We start from the raw sequence: 20,798 nt of genomic DNA on the forward strand, positions 1-20,798 counted from the left end.
ACGTTACCGCGACTAGGGTTGTCTCACCTCAACCCGGGCTGAAAGGGACCTCGTGTTCAGCAAGATCCTCGTGGCGAACCGTGGCGAGATCGCCATCCGTGCATTCCGTGCCGCGTACGAGTTGGGCGCCCGGACCGTCGCCGTCTACCCGTACGAGGACCGCAACTCGCTGCACCGGTTGAAGGCGGACGAGGCCTACCTGATCGGCGAGCCGGGGCACCCGGTGCGGGCCTACCTCGACGTCTCCGAGATCATCCGCGTGGCGCGGGAGTCCGGCGCCGACGCGATCTACCCGGGCTACGGCTTCCTGTCCGAGAACCCCGAGCTCGCCGCTGCCGCTGCCGCTGCCGGCATCACGTTCATCGGCCCGGGCGAGCACGTGCTGGAGATGGCCGGCAACAAGGTCACCGCGAAGGAGCACGCGATCGCCGCCGGCGTTCCCGTCCTCGCGAGCACACCGGCGAGCCGCGACGTCGAGGAACTCCTCGCGGGCGCCGACGCCATCGGTTTCCCGGTGTTCGCGAAGGCGGTCGCGGGCGGCGGCGGGCGGGGCATGCGTCGGGTGGAGACCCGGGACGAACTCCGGCCCGCGCTCGAGGAGGCGATGCGCGAGGCCGACAGCGCCTTCGGCGACCCGACCATGTTCCTCGAGCAGGCCGTGATCCGTCCGCGGCACATCGAGGTCCAGATCCTCGCCGACGCCACCGGCACCGACGCCGGCACGATCCACCTCTTCGAGCGCGACTGCTCGGTGCAGCGCCGGAACCAGAAGGTCGTCGAGATCGCCCCGGCGCCGAACCTCGACCCGTCGATCGCGGCCGCCCTGCACCGGGACGCCGTCGCCTTCGCCCGCTCGATCGGCTACGTGAACGCGGGCACGGTCGAGTTCCTGCTCGACACCGACGGCGAACGGGCCGGCCAGCACGTCTTCATCGAGATGAACCCCCGCATCCAGGTCGAGCACACCGTCACGGAGGAGGTCACCGACGTCGACCTCGTGCAGTCGCAGATGCGGATCGCGGCGGGGGAGACCCTGGCCGACCTCGGGCTGTCGCAGGACACCGTCGCGGTCCACGGCGCCGCGCTCCAGACCCGCATCACCACCGAGGACCCCACCCAGGGCTTCCGACCGGACACGGGCAAGATCACCACCTACCGCAGCCCGGGCGGCGCCGGCGTCCGACTCGACGGCGGCACGATCGCCACCGGTGCGCAGATCAGCCCGCACTTCGACTCGATGCTCGCGAAGATGACCTGCCGCGGTCGGGACTTCCCGGCGGCCGTGTCCCGGGCCAAGCGCGCCCTCGCCGAGTTCCGGATCCGCGGCGTGAGCACGAACATCCCGTTCCTGCAGGCCGTCCTCGAGGACCCGGACTTCGACCGCGGCGACGTGTCGACGAAGTTCATCGAGGAGCGCCCCCAGCTCTTCGGCGGCCACGTGTCGAAGGACCGCGGCACCAAGATCGTGAACTGGCTCGCCGACGTCACGGTGAACAAGCCGAACGGCGATCGGCGTCCGCAGACCGTCGAGCCGAGCGAGAAGCTCCCCGCGGTCGACCTGTCCGCCGCGCCGCCGCCCGGGCAGCGCGACCGGCTCCTGGAGCTCGGTCCGGCGGGGTGGGCGCGGTCGCTCCGGGCTCAGACGGCGCTCGCGGTGACCGAGACCACGATGCGCGACGCCCACCAGTCGCTCCTGGCGACCAGGGTCCGCACGAAGGACCTCGTCGCGGTCGCTCCGCACGTCGCTCGCCTGACGCCGCAGCTGCTCTCCGTGGAGGCCTGGGGCGGCGCGACCTACGACGTCGCGCTCCGTTTCCTCGGCGAGGACCCGTGGGAGCGCCTGGCGGCACTCCGGGCGGCGATGCCGAACATCCCCGTGCAGATGCTGTTGCGTGGCCGCAACACGGTCGGCTACACGCCGTACCCGACCGAGGTCACCGACGCGTTCGTGGCCGAGGCCGCCGCCAGCGGCGTCGACGTGTTCCGGATCTTCGACGCCCTCAACGACGTCAGCCAGCTGCGACCCGCCCTGGAGGCAGTGCTCGCCACCGGCACGTCGGTGGCCGAAGCGGCGCTCTGCTACTCGGGCGACCTGCTCGACCCGGCGGAGGACCTCTACACGCTCGACTACTACCTCCGCCTCGCGGAGCAGATGGTCGAGGCCGGCGCGCACGTCATCGGCATCAAGGACATGGCCGGGCTGCTCCGCGCCGGCGCCGCGGAGCGGCTCGTCGCAGCCCTCCGGGAGCGCTTCGACCAGCCCGTCCACGTGCACACGCACGACACCGCCGGCGGCCAGCTCGCGACGCTCCTCGCCGCTGCCCGCGCCGGAGCGGACGCGGTGGACGTCGCCGCGGCCCCGATGGCGGGCACGACGAGCCAGCCGAGCATGTCCGCGCTCGTCGCCGCCCTGGCGCACACCGAGCGCGACACGGGGCTGTCCCTCGACGCCGTCGGCGACCTCGAGCCCTACTGGGAGGCCGTCCGCCGTGCGTACGCCCCGTTCGAGTCGGGACTGCCCGGCCCGACCGGCCGCGTGTACAAGCACGAGATCCCCGGCGGCCAGCTCTCGAACCTCCGGCAGCAGGCCATCGCGCTCGGCCTCGGCGACCGCTTCGAGCAGGTGGAGGACTGGTACGCCGAGGCGAACCGGATCCTCGGACGCCCGACGAAGGTGACCCCGTCGTCGAAGGTCGTCGGCGACCTGGCGCTCCAGCTCGCCGCGGTCGGGGCCGACCCGGCGGACTTCGAGGAGCACCCGGAGCGGTACGACGTGCCGGACTCCGTGATCGGCTTCATGGCGGGCGAGCTCGGCGACCTGCCCGGCGGCTGGCCCGAGCCCTTCCGGTCGAAGGTCCTCGCCGGCCGCGACGTCCGCACCGAGGTGACACCGGTGCCCGAGGCCGAGCGCGAGCACCTCGCGACGCCGGGGCGCGACCGGCAGCAGGCGCTGAACCGGCTGCTCTTCCCGCAGCCCACCCGCCAGTTCGAGGAGGTCCGCCAGCGCTTCGGCGACCTCTCGGTCGTCCCGACCGTCGACTACCTCTACGGACTCCGGCCGGGGCAGGAGCACGTCGTGCGCCTCGGCAAGGGCGTCGACCTCTTCGTCGGTCTCGAGGCGATCGGCGAGGCGGACGCGCGGGGCATCCGGACGGTCATGGCGACCCTCAACGGGCAGTTGCGCCCGGTGGCGGTCCGCGACCGGTCGATCGAGGTCGAGACGAAGGCCGCCGAGAAGGCCGACCCGTCCGACCAGAAGCACGTGGCGGCGCCGTTCTCCGGCGTCGTGACGCTCAAGGTCGCCGTCGGTGACGTCGTCGTGGCCGGCCAGGCCGTGGCGAGCATCGAGGCGATGAAGATGGAAGCGGCCATCACGGCGCCCGTGGCGGGCACCGTCGGCCGTCTCGCGATCCCGGCGACCCAGCAGGTGGACGCCGGCGACCTCCTGGTGGTGCTGCAGTAACGTGACCGTCCGTCCCATCCGCCTCTTCGGCGATCCCGTCCTCCGTTCCCCGTCCGACCCGATCCGCCCCGAGGCGCTCGGCTCCCAGGGCGTCCGGGACCTCGTGCAGGACCTCATCGACACCGTGAAGGAGCCGGGTCGCGCCGGCGTCGCGGCCCCGCAGATCGGCGTCGGCCTCCGCGCGTTCTCGTACAACGTCGACGGCGAGGTCGGCTACGTCCTCAACCCCGAGGTCGTCGAGGTCTCCGGCGAGCCCGAGCTCATGGAGGAGGGCTGCCTCTCCGTGCCCGGTCTCGGCTACCCGACGAGGCGGTGGCCGCACGCGAAGGTCCGCGGTGTGGACGTCGACGGGAACGAGGTCGTCCTCGAGGGCGACGGCCTCATGGCGGAGGCGCTGCAGCACGAGGTGGACCACCTCGACGGCACCGTCTACGTGATGACGCTCGACCCCGAGGTCCGCCGTCAGGCACTCCGCGACATCCGGGCGCAGGACTGGTTCCACTGACGTCCGCGCGTTGCTCGGAGTGACACCCCCACGGGGGATTGTCGTCTCGTCCTGACGAGGAGGTACCGTACCGTCGTCGGCTCCCCACCGACGTCGTACCCCCACACCCCCAGGACAGCATCATGGCCGCTCAGGACAACGAGCTCAGCTCGCACCGCACCCGCACCAACCTCCGACCCGAACCGGTCGCCTCGACGACGTCGTCGACGGCCGTGCTCGACGCACCGACCGCGGAGCTGGCCCCGCAGGGCTGAGCTCGCGCGGGGCGCGTCGCGCCCCGCGCACACCGCGAACCGCCGGGAGGCCCGGTGCCGGTCCCAGGGACCGGCACCGGGCCTCCCGGCGGTCGCGTCGCGTGCCTCAGCCGCGTCGACGACGGCTGGTCACCACCGGCGTCGCGGTGGTCTGCACCTTCGAGCCGGAGTAGATGTGCTCGATGTCCGCGGCGAAGTCCCGCATGATGACCGGTCGCTTGATCGTCAGCTTCGGGGTGAGGTGCCCGGAGGCCTCGGTCAGGTCGGTGTCGAGGATCGTGAACGACCGCACCGACTCCGCCCGCGAGACCCGCTGGTTCGCGGTGTCCACGGCCTCCTGCACGGCCTGGTGCACCCGCTCGTCGTACGCGGCCTCGTGCGGGCTGAGCACGGGGGAGATGCCCCGCGCCTCGCACCAGCCCGGGAGCATGTCACGGTCGAGCGTCACGAGCGCCGCCACGAACGGCTTGCCCTCGCCGACGACGACCGCCTGCCCGACGAGCGGGTGCTCGCGGATCGCGTCCTCGAGCGGGGCCGGTGCGACGTTCTTGCCGCTCGCCGTGACGATGAGCTCCTTCGCGCGACCGGTCACGGTCAGGACGCCGTCGTCGTCGAGCCGCCCGAGGTCGCCGGTGCGGAACCAGCCGTCCGCGAAGGCCTTCTCGGTCGCCTCGTCGTTCCGCCAGTACCGGTCGAACACGTCGACGCCGCGGATCAGGATCTCGCCGTCGTCGGCGATCCGGACCTCGACGCCCGGGAGCGCCCGCCCGACCGTCCCGATGCGCAGCTCGCCGGCGCGGTTCACCGTCGCCGGGGCGGTGGTCTCGGTCAGCCCGTAGCCCTCGAGGATGAGGACGCCGATGGACCGGAAGAAGTGCGACAGCCGCGGCGAGAGCGGTGCGGAGCCGCTGACGGCGTAGCGCACGCGCCCGCCGATCGCGTCGCGCAGCTTGGCGTAGACGAGCTTGTCGAACAGGGCGAATCGCAGCCGGAGTCCGAGCGGGACCTTCCCCGACGTCAGCGCCTCGGAGTGCGCGACCGCGGTGGCGGCGGCCGCGCGGAAGATCCGGCCCTTGCCACCGAGGTCGGCCTTCTGCTCGGCCGAGTTGTAGATCTTCTCGAAGACCCGGGGGACCGCGAGCAGGAACGTCGGACGGAAGGTCGACACGGCCTTCATGAGGTCCTTCGTGTCCGGTTCGTGGCCGACCAGCACGCCGGCGGAGAGCGACATCGCCGCGATGAACCGCGCGAAGACGTGGGCCATCGGGATGAACAGCAGGGTGGACGATCCCTCGGCGATGACCTCGGGCATGGCCTCGGACGCGCCCTCGACGGTGCCCGTGAAGTTGTCGTGGCGGAGCACGCAGCCCTTCGGACGCCCGGTCGTACCGGACGTGTAGATGATCGTCGCGTCGTCGTGCCCGTGCACGGTCGCCGTCCTGGCGTCGAGGTCCTCGTCGCTGACGTCCTCGCCGAGCCGGGCCAGGTCGTCGAGCCCGCCGCCGTCCATCGTCCAGTGCTGGCCGAGGTGCGGGAGGTCCGGCGCGATGCCGGCGACCCGGCGGGCGTGCTGCTCCTGCTCGACCACGATCGCCACGGCCTCGGAGTCGGAGAGGATCCAGCGGATCTGGTCGGGCGAGCTCGTCTCGTACACCGGCACGGAGACCAGGCCGGCGGTCCACACGGCGAAGTCGACGAGCGTCCACTCGAGGCGGGTGCGGGACAGGATCGCGACGTGCGCGCCCGGCTCGAGGCCGGCGGCCACGAACCCCTTCGCGATCGCGCGGACGCGGGCGAGGGTCTCGGCGGCGGTGATCGGCGTCCAGGTGTCGCCGTGCCGTTCGGCCAGGATCGGCCGGTCCGGCGTGAGCCGCGCACGCTCCGTGAGGAGCCGGGCTGCCGAGCCGTGGTCCGGCGCGACGGGACCGGCGCCGGGACGTGCAGCGTGCCTCCCGGCCGGTGTCGCGGACGGCGACGCGCCCGCCGGAGCCGCGGCAGACTGCGTGGTGGGTTCGGTGCTGGTCGCGGCGGTGCCCTGTTCGGCGGCGGCGCTGGTGAGGCGCTCGGGTCGCTGATCGTTCACGGTGACTCCCTCGTCGGCCGGTTCGATTCGAGTGCACCTCATCGTCGAGGTGACACTGCCAGCATAGGGGCGCACGCCGGGCGTTCCGTGTGGACGGAGCCGTGCGTTCGGTGTGGACACGGCGAACCGGTAGGCTCGTGGACCGTGCACGCCATCGGAATCGACATCGGGGGCACCAAGATCGCGGGAGCGGTCGTCACGGAGCTCGGCGAGATCCTCGCCGAGGACCGCGTCGCCACGAACGCTGCGGACCCGGACGCCATGCTGGACGACGTCGTGGCGATGGTCACGCGCCTCCGCGCCTCGCACGAGGTCGGCGCGGTGGGCGTCGCGGCCCCCGGGTTCATCGACGCCTCGCAGTCGATCGTCTACTACACGCCGAACATCCGCTGGCGGAACGAACCCCTGCGGCAGAAGCTCCAGCAGCGCATCGGCGACCTGCACATCACGGTCGACAACGACGCGAACGCCGCGGGCTGGGCGGAGTTCCGCTTCGGTGCAGGTCGGCTCGTGTCCGACATGACCATGCTCACGATCGGTACCGGCGTCGGCGGCGCGATCGTCACCGAGGACCGGCTCTTCCGCGGGGGCTTCGGCACCGGCGGCGAGATCGGCCACCTCCGCATCGTGCCGAACGGCCTGCCCTGCGGCTGCGGCGCCCGTGGGTGCATCGAGCAGTACGGCTCCGGCCGCGCCCTGCAGCGCATGGCGAACGACGTTGCGGACGCCGGCGGCATCGGGTCCGCCCTCGCCGACGCACGCGAGCAGAACGGCGGTCACCTCGACGGGAAGATCGTCGGCGACCTGATCCTGGCCGACGACCCGGGTGCCCTCGCGGCCCTGCGGCGGCTCGGCCGACACCTCGGTGAGGCATGCGCCTCGCTGTCCGCCGTGCTCGACCCGCAGCTGTTCGTCTTCGGCGGCGGTGTCGCGAGCGCGGGGGACCGGCTGCTCGAGCCGATCAAGCAGGCGTACCTCGGCAACCTGCCGGCGCGCGGCTACCACCCGGAGCCCGACTTCGTCATCGCCGAGCTCGTCAACGACGCCGGGGTCGTCGGGGCCGCCGACCTCGCCCGGATCCACGCCCGGACGGCGTAGGGTCGGGCGCACCCCACCCCCTCGGAGTCATCGATGACCTACTGGCTGCTGAAGAACTTCGTGCTCGGCCCGCTCATCCTCACGCTCTTCCGGCCGTGGGTCATCGGGCGCGAGCACGTGCCCGCCAAGGGCCCCGTCATCTTCGCCTCGAACCACATCTCCTTCATCGACTCGGTGATCCTGCCCGCGGTGCTCGACCGCCGCATCTCGTTCCTCGCCAAGAGCGACTACTTCACCGGGCGAGGGCTCAAGGGCTGGGCGACGAAGACGTTCTTCAACGCGATCGGTCAGCTGCCCATCGACCGCTCCGGCGGCAAGGCGTCCGAGGCGTCGCTCCGCACCGGCCTCCAGGTCCTCGCCCGCGGTGAGCAGCTCGGCATCTACCCCGAGGGCACCCGCAGCCCCGACGGCAAGCTGTACCGCGGTCGCACCGGCATCGCCCGGATGATCCTCGAGGGCCGCGTCGTCGTCGTGCCGGTCGCCATGGTCGGCACGCGTGAGGTCCAGCAGATCGGGCAGCGGTTCCCGAAGTTCAAGCGCGTGGGCGTGGTCTTCGGCAAGCCGCTCGACTTCTCGCGCTTCCAGGGGTTCGAGACCGACCGCTTCATCCTCCGCAGCGTGACGGACGAGGTCATGCACGAGCTCGCCGGGCTGAGCCGCCAGGAGTACGTCGACGTCTACGCGACGAGTGTCAAGGAACGCGCGAGCTCCGCACGCGAGCAGGTCATGAAGGAGCGGGGCGGCACCTCCGGACGGTAGGCTCGTACGGTCCGGCAACCCGGCCGGACGGCGGGTCCATGACCGGAGAAGCGGTCGTCCGACCGGCCGCGAGCCCAGAACACCGAGGTAACGCCTTGTTCGAGTCGACCGACTTCGTCGCCCTGCAGGATCCGGACGTCATCGAGGGGCTCGACTATTGGCGCACGCTCCCGATCAAGCAGCAGCCGACGTGGCCGGACCCCGCCGCCGCCGAGGCCGCCTCGGCCGAGATCGCGACGCTCCCGCCGCTCGTGTTCGCGGGCGAGGTCGACAAGCTGCGCGACCGTCTCGCCGCCGCGGCCCAGGGCAAGGCGTTCCTGCTGCAGGGCGGTGACTGTGCGGAGACCTTCGCCGGTGCCACCGCGGACTCCATCCGCGACCGCGTCAAGACCATCCTGCAGATGGCGGTCGTGCTCACCTACGGCGCCTCGATGCCGGTCATCAAGATGGGGCGCATGGCGGGCCAGTTCGCCAAGCCCCGCTCGAGCGACTTCGAAACCCGCGGCGACGTCACGCTGCCGGCCTACCGCGGGGACATCGTCAACGGGTACGACTTCACGCCGGAGAGCCGGCAGGCCGACCCTCGTCGTCTCGTGCAGGGCTACCACACCGCTGCGTCGACGCTGAACCTCGTGCGCGCCTTCACGCAGGGTGGCTTCGCCGACCTGCGTCAGGTGCACTCGTGGAACAAGGGCTTCGCGTCGAACCCCGCGAACGCCCGGTACGAGCACCTCGCGAAGGAGATCGACCGCGCCATCCGCTTCATGGACGCCTGCGGAGCGGACTTCGACGAGCTCAAGCACGTCGAGTTCTACGCCTCGCACGAGGGGCTGCTCATGGACTACGAGCGCCCGATGACGCGGATCGACTCCCGGTCCGGCCAGGCCTACGACACGTCCGGGCACTTCATCTGGATCGGTGAGCGCACGCGTGACATCGACGGTGCGCACGTCGACTTCCTGTCGCGCGTCCGGAACCCGATCGGCGTCAAGCTCGGCCCGACCACCTCGGTCGACGACATGAAGGCCCTGGTCGAGAAGCTCGACCCGAACCGCGAGCCCGGCCGCCTGACGTTCATCACCCGCATGGGCGCCGGCAAGATCCGCGACGAGCTGCCGAAGCTCCTCGAGGCCATCAAGGGCATGGACGCGAACCCGCTCTGGGTGACCGACCCGATGCACGGCAACGGCCTCACGACCCCGACGGGCTACAAGACCCGCCGCTTCGACGACGTCGTGGACGAGGTCCTCGGCTTCTTCGAGGCGCACCGGGAGGTCGGCACGTACCCGGGCGGCATGCACGTCGAGCTCACCGGCGACGACGTGACGGAGTGCCTCGGCGGCTCCGAGCACATCGACGAGGCCACGCTCGCGACCCGGTACGAGTCCCTGTGCGACCCGCGGCTGAACCACATGCAGTCGCTCGAGCTGGCGTTCCTCGTCGCCGAGGAGCTCGGGGCGCACCCGCACACCGCGCGCTGAGCGCGGCGCGCGTGCCGCGCGGCGCGCGTGCCGCGCGGCGCCGCCGAGTCTCGCGGTGAGCGACCGTTTTTGCGCTCGTGGGCACGAGACCCGTCGCTGTGAGCGAGTCTCGCCCCAGCAGGCACGAGACTCGCCTCGCCGCGCGTGCGCGCGTGCGTACCGGCCGGGAGGCGCGGTGCGGGCCCGCGCCGCGCCTCCCGGCCGGTGGGTGGTCCGGTCGCGCACGCGGCCGCGGGCACGAGTCTCGCGGTGAGCGACACGTCTCGCGCTCGCGGCCACGAGCAATGTCGCTGTCTGCGAGACTCGGCGCAGCGCACGCGAGACTCGGCGCAGCGCACGCGAGACTCGGCGGCGCCGCGCCCCTACTGCTCGTAGGCGAGGGTGATGGTGTCGCCGCGGTGCACGGTGGTGCCCGCGGGCGGGTCCGTCCCCGTCACCGGGAGTGTGGCCTTCCAGTCGTAGAAGCCGCACAGGATGTTCGTGCAGTCCGGGACGGAGACCTTCAGCCCGAGGCCCTCGAGGGTGCTCGTCGCGTCGTTGATCGTCTTGTCGTGGACGTCCGGCAGCTGGATCGGCGCCGGCCCCCGCGACACGACGACGTCGACCGCCGAACCCTGCACTGCGGGGTCGTCGGCGACGCTCGCGGAGATGATCTGGCCCTCGGGCACCTGGTCGTCGTACTTCTGGTCCTGGGAGCCGAGTCGCAACCCGACGCCCTCGAGCGTCGCACCGGCCTCGTCCACCGTCTTGCCGACGACGTCGGGCACCGGTCCGAGTGACACCGTGAGCGTCACGGTCCCGCGCTCCGCGTAGGTGGTGGCCGTGCCGAGGTCGACGGGCCCGGAGGCGTCGCGCCCGGTGGCGGCGATCACGGTGTCCTTCGCGGCGTCGGCCGAGAACTGGTAGCGGTTGTCCTGCAGTTCGAAGTCGTCGTCGAGCGCGGCCGTGACGGTCGACTCGGGCTGCCCGATGATGGCGGGCAGCGTGATCATCCGCGGCCCGTTCGACACGACGAGCTGCACTGCGGTGCCCTTCTGGACCTCGCGCTCCGCCGCGGGCTTCGTCGCCGAGACCTCGCCCTTCGCGATGACCGCGTCGAAGCGGCGCGCGGTGGTGGCGGCCGTGCGGAGTCCCTGGGCCTCGAGGAGCTGGCGTGCCTGGGTGACGCTCTTGCCCGCGACCTCGGGGATGCGGACGTTGCCGAGCGGACCGGGGCCGTACACCCACCCGATCGTGCCCGCGACGAGGGCGAGCAGGACGATGACCGCGAAGACGATCCACCCGCGCTTCCGGCGCTTGGCCGACTTGTCGGCGAGGCGCTGCGCGGCGGGGGAGAGGGCGCCCGGCTGCGAGCCCGTCCGCCGGGGGCCGGGCTGGTTGCGACCTCGACCGACGGGTGCGGCGCCCGCGGACCGGTCGATCACGGTGGTGGCGTCCGCGGTGTCGTCCTCCGGTGCCGAGCCGACCGACGACGGCGTGCGGGCGGCCGGGCCCTCGGAGGGCAGGATCGCGGTGGCGTTCTCCGGCCGGAGCACGGCGGTGCGGTACTGCCCGGTCGCGCGCTGCAGCCCGCCGGACATGTGGTCGAGCATCTCGCGGGCGTCCGCCGGCCGGTCACCGGGGTTCCGAGCGGTCGCCCAGGCCACGAGCTCGTCGAGCTCGAGCGGGACGCCGGGGATCGACGCGCTCGGCGGCGGCACGGTGTCGTTCGCGTGCTGGTACGCGATCTGCATCGGCTGGTCGCCCTTGTACGGCTGCTCGCCGGTGAGCATCTCGTAGAGCATGATGCCGAGCGCGTAGATGTCGCTGCGGGAGTCCGCCGCACCCCGCGTGACGAGCTCGGGGGAGAGGTAGGCGATGGTGCCGAGGAGCGCGGCGCCCGTGGCCGTGTTCGCCGTCGTGGCGCGGGCGAGACCGAAGTCGCCGAGCTTGATGCGGCCGTCGTCGGCGAGCAGGACGTTCTCGGGCTTGAGGTCGCGGTGCACGATCCCGGCGCGGTGGGCGGATGCCAGCCCGGCGAGGACGGCGCGGAGGATGTCGGTCGCCTGCTCGGGCGTCAGGGCGTGGTGTTCCTGGAGGAGGTCCCGCAGGGTGATGCCCGGGATGTACTCCATGACGATGTAGGCGGTGTCGTCCTCGGCACCCTGGTCGTACACGCCGACGAGGTTCGGGTGCGACAGCCGTGCGGCCGAACGGGCTTCCTGGATGAAGCGTTCGCGGAACGCCTGGTCGTCGGCCAGGTGCCCGTGCATGATCTTGATCGCCACGCGGCGCTCGAGTCGGACGTCGGTCGCGAGGTAGACCGTCGCCATGCCGCCGCGGGCGATCCGCGAGCGCACACGGTACCGGCGGTCGATCATGCGACCGATCATCGGGTCCGTGGCGTTCGTGGTCATCTGCGGCATTCTACGAATCCGGACCGCACAGGCCCGCCGTGACGCTCCGACCGTTACCCGATCTCGATCTCAGGGATGAGACTGCCGGGTCGACGGGGCCGTGGTGGGGGCAGGCCGGCGTGGCCGATCGTGGGCGTCAGAGGGAGGCGAGCCAGGTCTCGGCGGGGCCGCCCCACTTCGCGTACGCCGTGGGGTAGGCCGAGACCTGGACGGCCTGGGCGGCGTCGGTGACGCTCATCGAGGACCAGCCGCGCACGTCGAGCAGGCCGCGCGTGTGCCCGGGGTTGCCGAGGAAGAACCGCTTCGCGGCCGTCGCCGGGTCCTGCAGGGACGCCTTGCTGCCCCAGCCCTGGCTCGGGCGCTGCTGGAACAGGCCGACCGAGTCGCGGTCGCCGTCCGCGAGGTTCCGGAGGCTCGACTCCTGCATCGCGGCGGCCAGGGCGACGACGAGCCCGCGCTGCGGCACGCCGAGCGACCGGCCGACGCTGACGATCGTCGCCGCGTTCCGCCACTGCTCGGCGCTCAGTGTCGTGGAGGATCCCTTGACCGAGGTGGACACCGCAGCGCCCGTGGACGCTCCCGGCAGCACGAGGGTCTTGCCCGCGTAGATGGTGCTCGTGTAGCTCAGGCCGTTGGCGGCGAGCAGCGCCTTCACGGAGACGTGGTGCTCGGCGGCGATCGACGCGATGGTGTCGCCGGTGCTGATCTTCACGCTGCCGCTCGACGCGGTCGCCGTGCTCGTGGACACCACCGGTCGCGGGGAGGACGGAGCCGCCTGGTGCGCGGACGGCACCCGGAGGGTCTGCCCGGGGTAGATCACGCTGCGCTGCGAGAGGTTGTTCGCGCCGAGCAGCGCCGACGTCGACACGCCGATGCGCGCCGCGATGCCCGAGACGGTGTCCCCGGAACGGACGTGGTAGCTGCTCGTGGTGCTCGTCGACGTCGTCGTGGCGGTCCGCGCGGGCGCCCGGTGCACCGCGGGCGCGCTCGTCAGGTGGAGCGTCTGGCCCGGGTGGATGATCGTGTTCCAGCCGAGGCCGTTCCGCACCAGGACCTCCTGCGCCGACAGGCCGTACCGGGCCGCGATGCCCGAGACCGTGTCGCCCTGACGGACGGTGTAGGTCGTCGGCGCCTGGGCGACCGCGGCCACCGTCGTGACCCGCGTCGTGGCCGGCCGCGCGACAGCGGTGCTGAACACCGGCCGGTCGCCCTCGTTGCGGTCCTGGTCGACGTGGCGCTTGTTCCCCGCGCCCTCGTCGTCGTGCCGGGGCTCGGCGTGGGCGACGGGGCCGGTGAGGCCGGCCGTCACCGCGATCGTCCCCGCGAGGACGATGGGCACGGTCGCGAAGCGGGCCGATCGAGCGCGGCGGGCGGCCTCGTCTGCAGCGTTGTCCACGGTGGTCTCCTGTCCTCGGTGAGCCGCGCGCGCGTGTGCGCACTCACAGGTGGCTCCACGCTGACACGGGCTGAGTCCCAAGTCAACCAGAGAGTCGGATGTTGCGCGTGTGACTCGTGTGACGAGCGAGGTGCGTGGCACGACCCCGTCACTCTGGCAACATGGGGCGGGTGAGTCCTGCACCCACTGACGACGCGACCCTGTCCGAACGCTGGCTGACGGTCCCCGACCTCGTCGACCTGCTCGGCGTGACCCCCGGCCGGATCCACCGGCTCTTCGAGCAGAAGACCCTCCTGCCTGCGCGGGTGGACGGCGTGCTCAAGGTGCCGAGCGAGTTCCTCGACGGCACCGAGCCGCTCCCGGAACTCCGGGGCACGCTCATCGTGCTCGGCGACAACGGCTTCTCCGACGACGAGGCGGTCCGCTGGATGCTCGCCGTCGACGACGCCATCGGCGACTCGCCGATCAACGCGCTCCGCGCGGGCCGCAAGGCCGAGGTCCGCAGGATCGCCCAGTCGCTGCTCTAGTGGCGACCCACTGACGGACTGGAGGCGCGGTGCGGGCCCGCCCCGTGCCTCCCGGCCGTCGACCGACCGCGTCGACTACGCGACGCGGCGGATGACCGTGTCGGCCAGCGACGCGAGCTGCTCCCGCGCGGACGGGGTGAGCGGTGCGGCGTCGAGCGCTGCCTTCGCACGCTGCACGTGGCGGTCGATGGACCGCTCGACCGCGGCGACGGCACCCGAGTCGGTGAGGGTGGCGCGGAGCATCTGCACCTGACCCTCGTCGAGGTCCGGGTCGCCGAGGAGCTCGTCGAGCAGCTGGCGCGGACCGGGCGGGAGGGTCTTGCGGGCGCTCGCGATGAGGACGGTGCGCTTGCCCTCGCGGAGGTCGTCGCCGGCCGGCTTGCCGGTGACCTCGGGATCGCCGAAGACGCCGAGCATGTCGTCGCGGAGCTGGTAGGCCACGCCGAGGGGGAGTCCGAACGAGCGCAGGCCCTCGAGCTGCGACTCGCTCGCCCCGGCGACGAGCGCGCCGATGACGAGCGGGGCCTCGACCGAGTACTTCGCCGACTTGAAGACGATGACCCGCTGGGCCCGGAGCAGGTGTTCGCTCTCGTCGATCGCGGGCCAGGCGGTCTCCTCGTGCACGTCGAGGTACTGCCCCGCGGTGACGTCGAGACGCATGGCGTGGAACTCCTGGCGGACGATGCGCGCCCGTGCCGGGTCGAGGAGCGCGAGACCCTCGTCGAACACCGCGTCGCTCAGGGAGAGCAGCAGGTCGCCGAGCAGGAGCGCCGAGTTCGTGCCGTACTGCGCGCGGTCGCCCGTGAAGCCCGAGTCGCGGTGGAGCGCCTCGAACCGACGGTGCACGGCCGGGCGGCCACGACGGGTGTCCGACCGGTCCATGATGTCGTCGTGCACGAGGGCCGCGGCGTGGAAGACCTCGAGCGCAGCGGCCACGGTGACGATCGCTTCGGCGGTGGTCTGGCGGGAGCCCTCGGCCAGCGGGTCGAACGAGCCGGACCGACCGGCGACGGACTGCCAGCCCCAGTAGCAGAACAGGGCTCGGAAGCGCTTGCCGCCGGACAGCAGGTCCCGCGCGTACTCGTCGAACGGGGCGAGGTCGGGGCTGATCGCGAGGAGCCGTTCACGCTGCTCGTCGAGGGCCCGTTCGATCCGTGCGGAAACGAGGTCCACTAATCGCGTACTCTCAGCCACACTCCCTACCCTAGTGGAGCGGTCGGGACGTAGAATCGGCCAACCAAAACCTTGCGTCGATCCCAAGAACAAGAGGGAACACAGATGCCACTCTCGGAGCAAGAGCAGCGCCTCCTCGAGGAGATGGAGCGCAGCCTCTACCAGAACGACTCCGACTTCGTCGCGCGCGTGACGCGGCGCCAGGGCCGTCCGACCTACACGTCGATCGCGCTCGGGGTGCTGGCGGCTCTCGCCGGCGTCGCCGTCGTCATCGTCGGGCTGGTCATCCGCCAGCCGCTCATCGGGATCCTCGGGTTCGTGATCATGCTCGCCGGCGTGTTGTTCGCGCTGCGGCCGGGCATGCGCGCGCCGAAGGCGAAGCCGGGTCGGACGCCGAAGTCCCCTGGTTCGCGGGGGTCACGGCCGTCGTCGTCGGGCGGGTCCTTCATGGACCGCATGAACGAGCGCTGGGACAAGCGCAACGAGCAGGGGCAGTAGCTCCTCCACACGCCTCCACGGGGTCGGTCCTTCGGGACCGGCCCCGTTCTGCGTTCCCGGGGTCCGCCCGTCCTCGGCTTCGGTCTGGGGGCCCCGGGTCGGGGTGGTCGGGGTTCGTCGGGCTGGTCGGGGTTCGCTGCGACGCGCCGGAGTGGGGTGGTCGCAGGACGTGCCGCGTGCGGGGCGCACTGGTCGCACCGATCGTCGGGCTGCTCCGAACCTGAGCGGCAGGTTCCGCGACCAGCGGCGGCGTGGGTCGAGTGTGGCGCGTCCGGGGCGTGCGGGGCGTGCGGGGCGTGCGGGGCGGGGGCGTGCGGGGCGTCCGGCGGAGGGGTCGCGACACCCCGCGCGCGTGCTCTCGGGCGGTCGCGACGTGTCGCTCTGGGCGCGGTCGGGCGACGGCTCGTGACCGGCCGGCGGGGTGCGGGCGGGGTGTCGTGACCGGCCGTGGGCGATCGGAGGTGCCCGGCCGATGGGTCGCGACACCCCGCGCGCGTGCTCTCGAGCGGTCACGACGTGTCGCTCTGGGCGCGGTCGGGCGACGGCTCGTGACCGGCCGGCGGGGTTCCGGCGGGGTGTCGTGACCGGCCGCGGGCGATCGGAGGTGCCCGGCCGATGGGTCGCGACACCCCGCGCGCGTGCTCTCGGGCGGTCGCGGAGTGTCGCTCTGGGCGCGGTCGAGCGACGGCTCGTGACCGGCCGGCGGGGTTCCGGCGGGGTGTCGTGACCGGCCGTCGGGGTTCCGGCGGGGTGTCGTGACCGGCCGCGGGCGGGACGAGCTGCCGGACGCCGCGGCCGGACGCGACCCCTTGCCGGACGTGAGCGGCGTGGCGGGGCCGAACCGCGCCTCCTGGCCGCCACCGGGCTGCGAATCTCCTCCACTTCCCTCCACGCCCTCCTCGCCGTTCCACATCCCCGGGAATCCGGGCATCGCAGCCGCAGAACACCGCGATCCACCCCGCCCCGACCGCCCCAGAACGGGGCACGAGGGCGATTTCGGGAGCGGAATCATGGCCGCGGGGAGGGGAGTGGAGTAAAGTGGGGCTTGCAACGGTCCGGTGGAGCGGAGGGGAGGCCCGACGTGCTGCTCGGTACCTACGCCCCGAAGCTCGACGAGAAGGGTCGCGTGATCCTCCCCGCCAAGTTCCGGGACGAGCTGTCCGGGGGGCTCGTGATGACCCGCGGGCAGGAGCGCTGCGTCGTCGTCTTCAGCGCGGACACGTTCGAGGAACTCCACGAGCGCATCCGCACCGCTCCGATGACGTCGAAGCGCACCCGGGACTACATGCGCCTGTTCCTCTCCGGAGCGAGCGCGGAGCAGCCCGACAAGCAGAACCGCGTCACGATCCCGCAGAACCTCCGCGACTACGCGGGGCTCGAGCGGGACCTGACGGTCATCGGCTCCGGTGACCGCGCCGAGATCTGGTCGACCCCCGCGTGGGAGGCCTACTACGCCGAGGTCGAAGAGGGCTTCGCCGACAACGACGAGGAGGTGATCCCGGGGATCTTCTGATCCGCGGATCGGGACTCCCAGCCGTGGTGCCCTGACGTCACTTCCCCGACGTCAGGTCGCATGGATGGGGATCCGGACCCGTGGCCCGGAAGGCACAGGGGCTGACATGGCCGATGCGACCGAACCGAACGACCAGCGGGAACGCTTCCCGCACACGCCGGTGATGCTCCAGCGCATCGTCGACCTGTTCACGCCGACGCTCGAGGGACCGGGCAAGGTCGTCGTCGACGCGACCCTCGGCATGGGCGGCCACTCCGAGGGGCTGCTCGAACGATTCCCGGAGCTCACCGTGATCGGCCTCGACCGCGACACCGACGCGCTCGGCATCGCGGGCGACCGGCTGGCCCGCTTCGGCGACCGCGTCCGTCTCGTGCACACCGTGTACGACGGCATCGGCGAGGCGATCGAGGGCGAGGGCTTCACCGAGGTCGACGGCGTCCTGTTCGACCTCGGCGTCAGCTCGCTGCAGCTCGACCGGGCGGAGCGGGGCTTCGCGTACAGCCAGGACGCCCCGCTCGACATGCGCATGGACCGTACCGAGGGACAGACCGCGGCCGACGTCCTCGCGACCTACGACGAGGGCGAGCTGCGCCGCATCTTCCAGCGCTACGGGGAGGAGAAGCTGGCCGGCCGCTACGCCCGGGCGATCGTCGAGCGGCGTGCGACGAAGCCGTTCGAGATGTCGGGCGACCTGGTCCAGGTGCTGCACGATGCGACGCCGGTGGCGATCCAGCGCCAGGGGCACCCGGCCAAGCGCGTCTTCCAGGCCCTCCGCATCGAGGTGAACGCAGAACTCAGCGTCCTCGAGCGGGCGATCCCGGCGGCGCTCGACGCCATCGCGGTCGGCGGTCGCATCGTCGTCGAGTCGTACCAGTCGCTCGAGGACCGCATGGTCAAGCGCGAGCTGGCGGCCCGCACCACCTCGAGCGCCCCGGCCGGCCTGCCCGTCGAGCTGCCCGAGCACCGCCCCACGTTCCGTCTCGTCGTGAAGGGCGCGGAGCTCGCCGACGAGGCCGAACGGGCCGCCAACCCCCGAGCCATCCCCGTGCGCCTGCGCGCGGCCGAACGGATCCGGAAGTGACATGAGCACGAACCTCGCACTCGTCGACCCCGTCGTCCCGTCCAGCGCGCCCCGCCCTGCACGGCAGGACCGCCCCGAGCTCGTCGAGGTCGCCCCGAGCACGGCGCAGCGCCGGGCCCGTCCCCGGATCGCGTACGCCGTCGTCGCGGTGTCGGCGCTCGGCGTGCTGCTCCTCGCGCAGCTCGGCATCAGCATGGTGCTGAGCCAGGGCGCCTACACGCTGAACTCCCTCGACGCGCAGCAGACCAAGCTCGCACGGACCCAGCAGTCGCTCTCCGAGGAGCTCCGGGTGCTCGACTCGCCGCAGAACCTGGCGCGGAACGCCCAAGGCCTCGGCATGATCGCGAACTCCACGCCGGTCTACCTCGACCCGAAGACCGGTCGTGTGTACGGCACCCCCACCCCGGCGAAGGCCGACGAGGGGACCGCGAGCACGCAGAACCTCGTGCCGAACTCCCTGCTGCAGGACGTGCCGCTGGTCACGAAGGACGCGGGCAAGGGCAGCACCGCGAAGGACGGCACCGCGCAGGGCGGCGCGGCGGACGACGCCGCGGCGAAGGACAGCGCGGCGAAGAACGACGCCGCCGCGACGGACGCTGAGAAGACCAGCGGCGCCAGCGCGTCGGACGGGGCATCCCCGAAGTCCTCCGTAGAGTCCGACCCGAACCAACTGCAGGCACCCACCACCCGGTGATCAGCGGGCTGGGGCCGACCACCGCCCGGTGACCGACGGGCCGGCTCGGCCACCGCTCGGTGACCACGGCTGGTGCCGACCACCCGGAAGGACCGCGCCGCGTGACGAAGACGATCCGCAACCGCCGACTGCGCTACAGCGTCGTCATGATCGCCGTGATCGCGCTCGTGGCGGTGTTCGTCGTCCGGCTCGTCGACATCCAGGTGGTGCAGGCCGCCGACCTCGACAAGGCGTCCGAGGCGAAGCGGAGCATCCCGGTCACCGTCTACGGCGACCGCGGCGCGATCGTCGACCGGAACGGCGTCGAACTCGCCGACAGCGTCACGCGGTACAACATCACGACGGCGCCGCGGCTGGTCTCGAAGTTCCAGGGCAAGCTCGGCGGCACACGGGTCAAGCACGTCAGCGTCGACACCGCGTTGGGCGCCCTCGTCGAGGCCTCCGGGGGTGACCTGAAGACCATGCGGCAGAACATCGCCGCGGATCCGGAGTCGGACTTCGCGTACCTCGTCAAGGGCCTCGACGTGAAGCACTACGAGGCGGTCGTCGCGCTGCAGATCCCGTGGGTCTACGCCGTGCCGCAGTCCGCCCGTGTGTACCCGACGGGCGCGACCACGGGCAACGTCACCGGCTTCATGGGGACCGACGGTGCCCAGGCCGGCCTCGAGTACGCGTACGACAAGTGCCTCGCCGGCACGAACGGGTCGCAGACGTACGAGCGCGGCGCGGACGGCGTCCAGCTCCCCGGTTCGACCGTGACGACGAAGCAGGCGAAGGACGGCGGCACGCTCGAGACGACCATCGACAGCGACCTGCAGTACATGGCGGACCAGACGATCGCGTCGGCGGCGAAGCAGCTGCAGGCGCAGTCGGCGACGGCGACGGTCACGAACGCGAAGACCGGCGAGCTGCTCGCGGTCGCGGACTGGCCGACGGTCGACCCGAACAACGTCGACGGCACCACGGACAAGGGTGCCTTCGGGTCCCGCGCGATCACCGACACGTACGAGCCCGGTTCGACGATCAAGGCCGCGATCGCCGCCGCGCTCATCGACCAGGGGAAGTCGAGCCCGACGGACGGCACCACCGTCCCGTACTCGCGCACCTTCCCGTGGGGCGGCTCGATCCACGACGCCGAGTACCACGAGACCGAGAAGCTCACGCTCACCGGGATCCTGCAGGACTCCTCGAACGTCGGCATCACCGAGCTCGGCGAACGTCTGACGGCCCAGCAGCGCTACGACTACATGAAGAAGTTCGGCCTGTTCGAACCCGAGTCCGCGATCGACTACCCGGGCCAGCCGGGCATGCAGTACGGCTCCAGCCCGCAGTGGGACGAGCAGACCGGCATCAACTCGATGTTCGGCCAGGGCATCTCCACGACCGCGCTGCAGGTCGCCAGCATCTACCAGACGCTCGCGAACCAGGGTGTCCGGATCCCGCTGCACTTCGTCAAGGGCTGCGTGACGGCCGACGGCAAGACGATCGACGCGCCCGACGTGCAGCCCGAGCGCGTGGTGTCCGCCAGCGCCGCGCAGCAGACGGTCGGGATGCTCCAGAGCGTCGTCCGCGGCGGCACGCTCAACGGCATGGAGCCGATCTCGGGCTACAATGTCGCGGCGAAGACCGGCACCGCCGAGGTGGCCGAGGGGTCCGGTGGCTACGGCGGTCAGCGCATCATCTCGGTGGCCGGAATGGCACCCGCCGAAGACCCCCAGTATGTTGTCACGGTGACGTTCACGAAGCCGCAGACGAGCAAGTTCTCGTCCGGAGCGGCTCCGGCGTTCCGAACCCTCATGTCCCAGGTGCTCGAGAAGTACCGAGTAACCCCCTCCGCGTCCGAGGCGAAGCTGTACCCGTCCACGTGGTGAGGAAGA

Annotated in this window: 16 protein-coding genes; 12 read left to right on the forward strand and 4 right to left on the reverse strand. The window is 71.9% G+C overall.

What is annotated here, in order from left to right; all coding sequences use genetic code 11:
• Positions 1 to 52: 52 nt before the first annotated feature.
• From MON03_RS06265 to MON03_RS17365, 3 genes are all read left to right on the forward strand, one after another.
• Positions 53 to 3,463 carry a pyruvate carboxylase gene (locus MON03_RS06265; RefSeq protein ID WP_242091118.1) on the forward strand — a complete coding sequence of 1,137 codons (3,411 nt, stop codon included), beginning with the start codon at positions 53 to 55 and terminating at the stop codon, positions 3,461 to 3,463.
• Position 3,464: 1 nt separating this feature from the next.
• Positions 3,465 to 3,968 (forward strand): peptide deformylase, encoded by a 504-nt coding sequence (locus MON03_RS06270; protein ID WP_022902150.1) that lies wholly within the window; start codon positions 3,465 to 3,467, stop codon positions 3,966 to 3,968.
• A 122-nt stretch (positions 3,969 to 4,090) separates the two neighbouring features.
• Positions 4,091 to 4,222 (forward strand): hypothetical protein, encoded by a 132-nt coding sequence (locus MON03_RS17365; RefSeq protein WP_268239142.1) that lies wholly within the window; start codon positions 4,091 to 4,093, stop codon positions 4,220 to 4,222.
• A 106-nt stretch (positions 4,223 to 4,328) separates the two neighbouring features.
• Here the strand turns inward: MON03_RS17365 and MON03_RS06275 are convergent, their stop codons facing one another.
• Positions 4,329 to 6,305 carry an AMP-dependent synthetase/ligase gene (locus MON03_RS06275; protein ID WP_242091120.1) on the reverse strand — a complete coding sequence of 659 codons (1,977 nt, stop codon included), beginning with the start codon at positions 6,303 to 6,305 and terminating at the stop codon, positions 4,329 to 4,331.
• Positions 6,306 to 6,449: 144 nt separating this feature from the next.
• Here MON03_RS06275 and MON03_RS06280 point away from each other — a divergent pair, with 144 nt between their 5' ends.
• The 3 genes from MON03_RS06280 to MON03_RS06290 all read left to right on the forward strand — a co-directional run bounded on the left by MON03_RS06280 (position 6,450) and on the right by MON03_RS06290 (position 9,643).
• Positions 6,450 to 7,403 carry an ROK family glucokinase gene (locus MON03_RS06280; protein ID WP_022904585.1) on the forward strand — a complete coding sequence of 318 codons (954 nt, stop codon included), beginning with the start codon at positions 6,450 to 6,452 and terminating at the stop codon, positions 7,401 to 7,403.
• 33 nt (positions 7,404 to 7,436) lie between these two features.
• Positions 7,437 to 8,162: a lysophospholipid acyltransferase family protein gene (locus tag MON03_RS06285; protein WP_022904584.1), complete on the forward strand. Its 726-nt coding sequence runs from the start codon at positions 7,437 to 7,439 to the stop codon at positions 8,160 to 8,162.
• Between the two features lie 95 nt (positions 8,163 to 8,257).
• On the forward strand, positions 8,258 to 9,643 hold the full coding sequence (locus tag MON03_RS06290; protein WP_242091122.1) for a class II 3-deoxy-7-phosphoheptulonate synthase: 1,386 nt from the start codon (positions 8,258 to 8,260) through the stop codon (positions 9,641 to 9,643).
• 362 nt (positions 9,644 to 10,005) lie between these two features.
• Here the strand turns inward: MON03_RS06290 and pknB are convergent, their stop codons facing one another.
• Positions 10,006 to 12,039, reverse strand: a complete 2,034-nt coding sequence (pknB, locus tag MON03_RS06295) for a Stk1 family PASTA domain-containing Ser/Thr kinase (RefSeq protein ID WP_031273981.1) — start codon at positions 12,037 to 12,039, stop codon at positions 10,006 to 10,008.
• A 136-nt stretch (positions 12,040 to 12,175) separates the two neighbouring features.
• Positions 12,176 to 13,435: a LysM peptidoglycan-binding domain-containing protein gene (locus MON03_RS06300; RefSeq protein WP_242091124.1), complete on the reverse strand. Its 1,260-nt coding sequence runs from the start codon at positions 13,433 to 13,435 to the stop codon at positions 12,176 to 12,178.
• A gap of 161 nt (positions 13,436 to 13,596) precedes the next feature.
• Here MON03_RS06300 and MON03_RS06305 point away from each other — a divergent pair, with 161 nt between their 5' ends.
• Entirely contained in the window at positions 13,597 to 13,962 is a 366-nt protein-coding gene (locus tag MON03_RS06305) for an Rv2175c family DNA-binding protein (RefSeq protein WP_022904580.1), read from the forward strand.
• A gap of 75 nt (positions 13,963 to 14,037) precedes the next feature.
• Here MON03_RS06305 and MON03_RS06310 read toward each other — a convergent pair whose 3' ends face one another.
• On the reverse strand, positions 14,038 to 15,156 hold the full coding sequence (locus tag MON03_RS06310; protein WP_175329650.1) for a polyprenyl synthetase family protein: 1,119 nt from the start codon (positions 15,154 to 15,156) through the stop codon (positions 14,038 to 14,040).
• A gap of 84 nt (positions 15,157 to 15,240) precedes the next feature.
• Between MON03_RS06310 and MON03_RS06315 the strand changes: the two genes are divergently transcribed.
• The 5 genes from MON03_RS06315 to MON03_RS06335 all read left to right on the forward strand — a co-directional run bounded on the left by MON03_RS06315 (position 15,241) and on the right by MON03_RS06335 (position 20,792).
• Entirely contained in the window at positions 15,241 to 15,633 is a 393-nt protein-coding gene (locus tag MON03_RS06315) for an SCO2097 family morphological protein (protein WP_022904578.1), read from the forward strand.
• 1,081 nt (positions 15,634 to 16,714) lie between these two features.
• Positions 16,715 to 17,146 carry a division/cell wall cluster transcriptional repressor MraZ gene (mraZ, locus tag MON03_RS06320; RefSeq protein ID WP_022904577.1) on the forward strand — a complete coding sequence of 144 codons (432 nt, stop codon included), beginning with the start codon at positions 16,715 to 16,717 and terminating at the stop codon, positions 17,144 to 17,146.
• Between the two features lie 106 nt (positions 17,147 to 17,252).
• On the forward strand, positions 17,253 to 18,227 hold the full coding sequence (gene rsmH / locus MON03_RS06325; RefSeq protein ID WP_022904576.1) for a 16S rRNA (cytosine(1402)-N(4))-methyltransferase RsmH: 975 nt from the start codon (positions 17,253 to 17,255) through the stop codon (positions 18,225 to 18,227).
• 1 nt (position 18,228) lies between these two features.
• On the forward strand, positions 18,229 to 18,921 hold the full coding sequence (ftsL, locus tag MON03_RS06330) for a cell division protein FtsL (protein ID WP_242091126.1): 693 nt from the start codon (positions 18,229 to 18,231) through the stop codon (positions 18,919 to 18,921).
• Positions 18,922 to 19,022: 101 nt separating this feature from the next.
• Positions 19,023 to 20,792, forward strand: a complete 1,770-nt coding sequence (locus MON03_RS06335; protein WP_175329651.1) for a peptidoglycan D,D-transpeptidase FtsI family protein — start codon at positions 19,023 to 19,025, stop codon at positions 20,790 to 20,792.
• Positions 20,793 to 20,798 lie beyond the last annotated feature (6 nt).

Source organism: Curtobacterium sp. DN_7.5 (assembly GCF_022655355.1).
Lineage (GTDB): Bacteria > Actinomycetota > Actinomycetes > Actinomycetales > Microbacteriaceae > Curtobacterium > Curtobacterium luteum.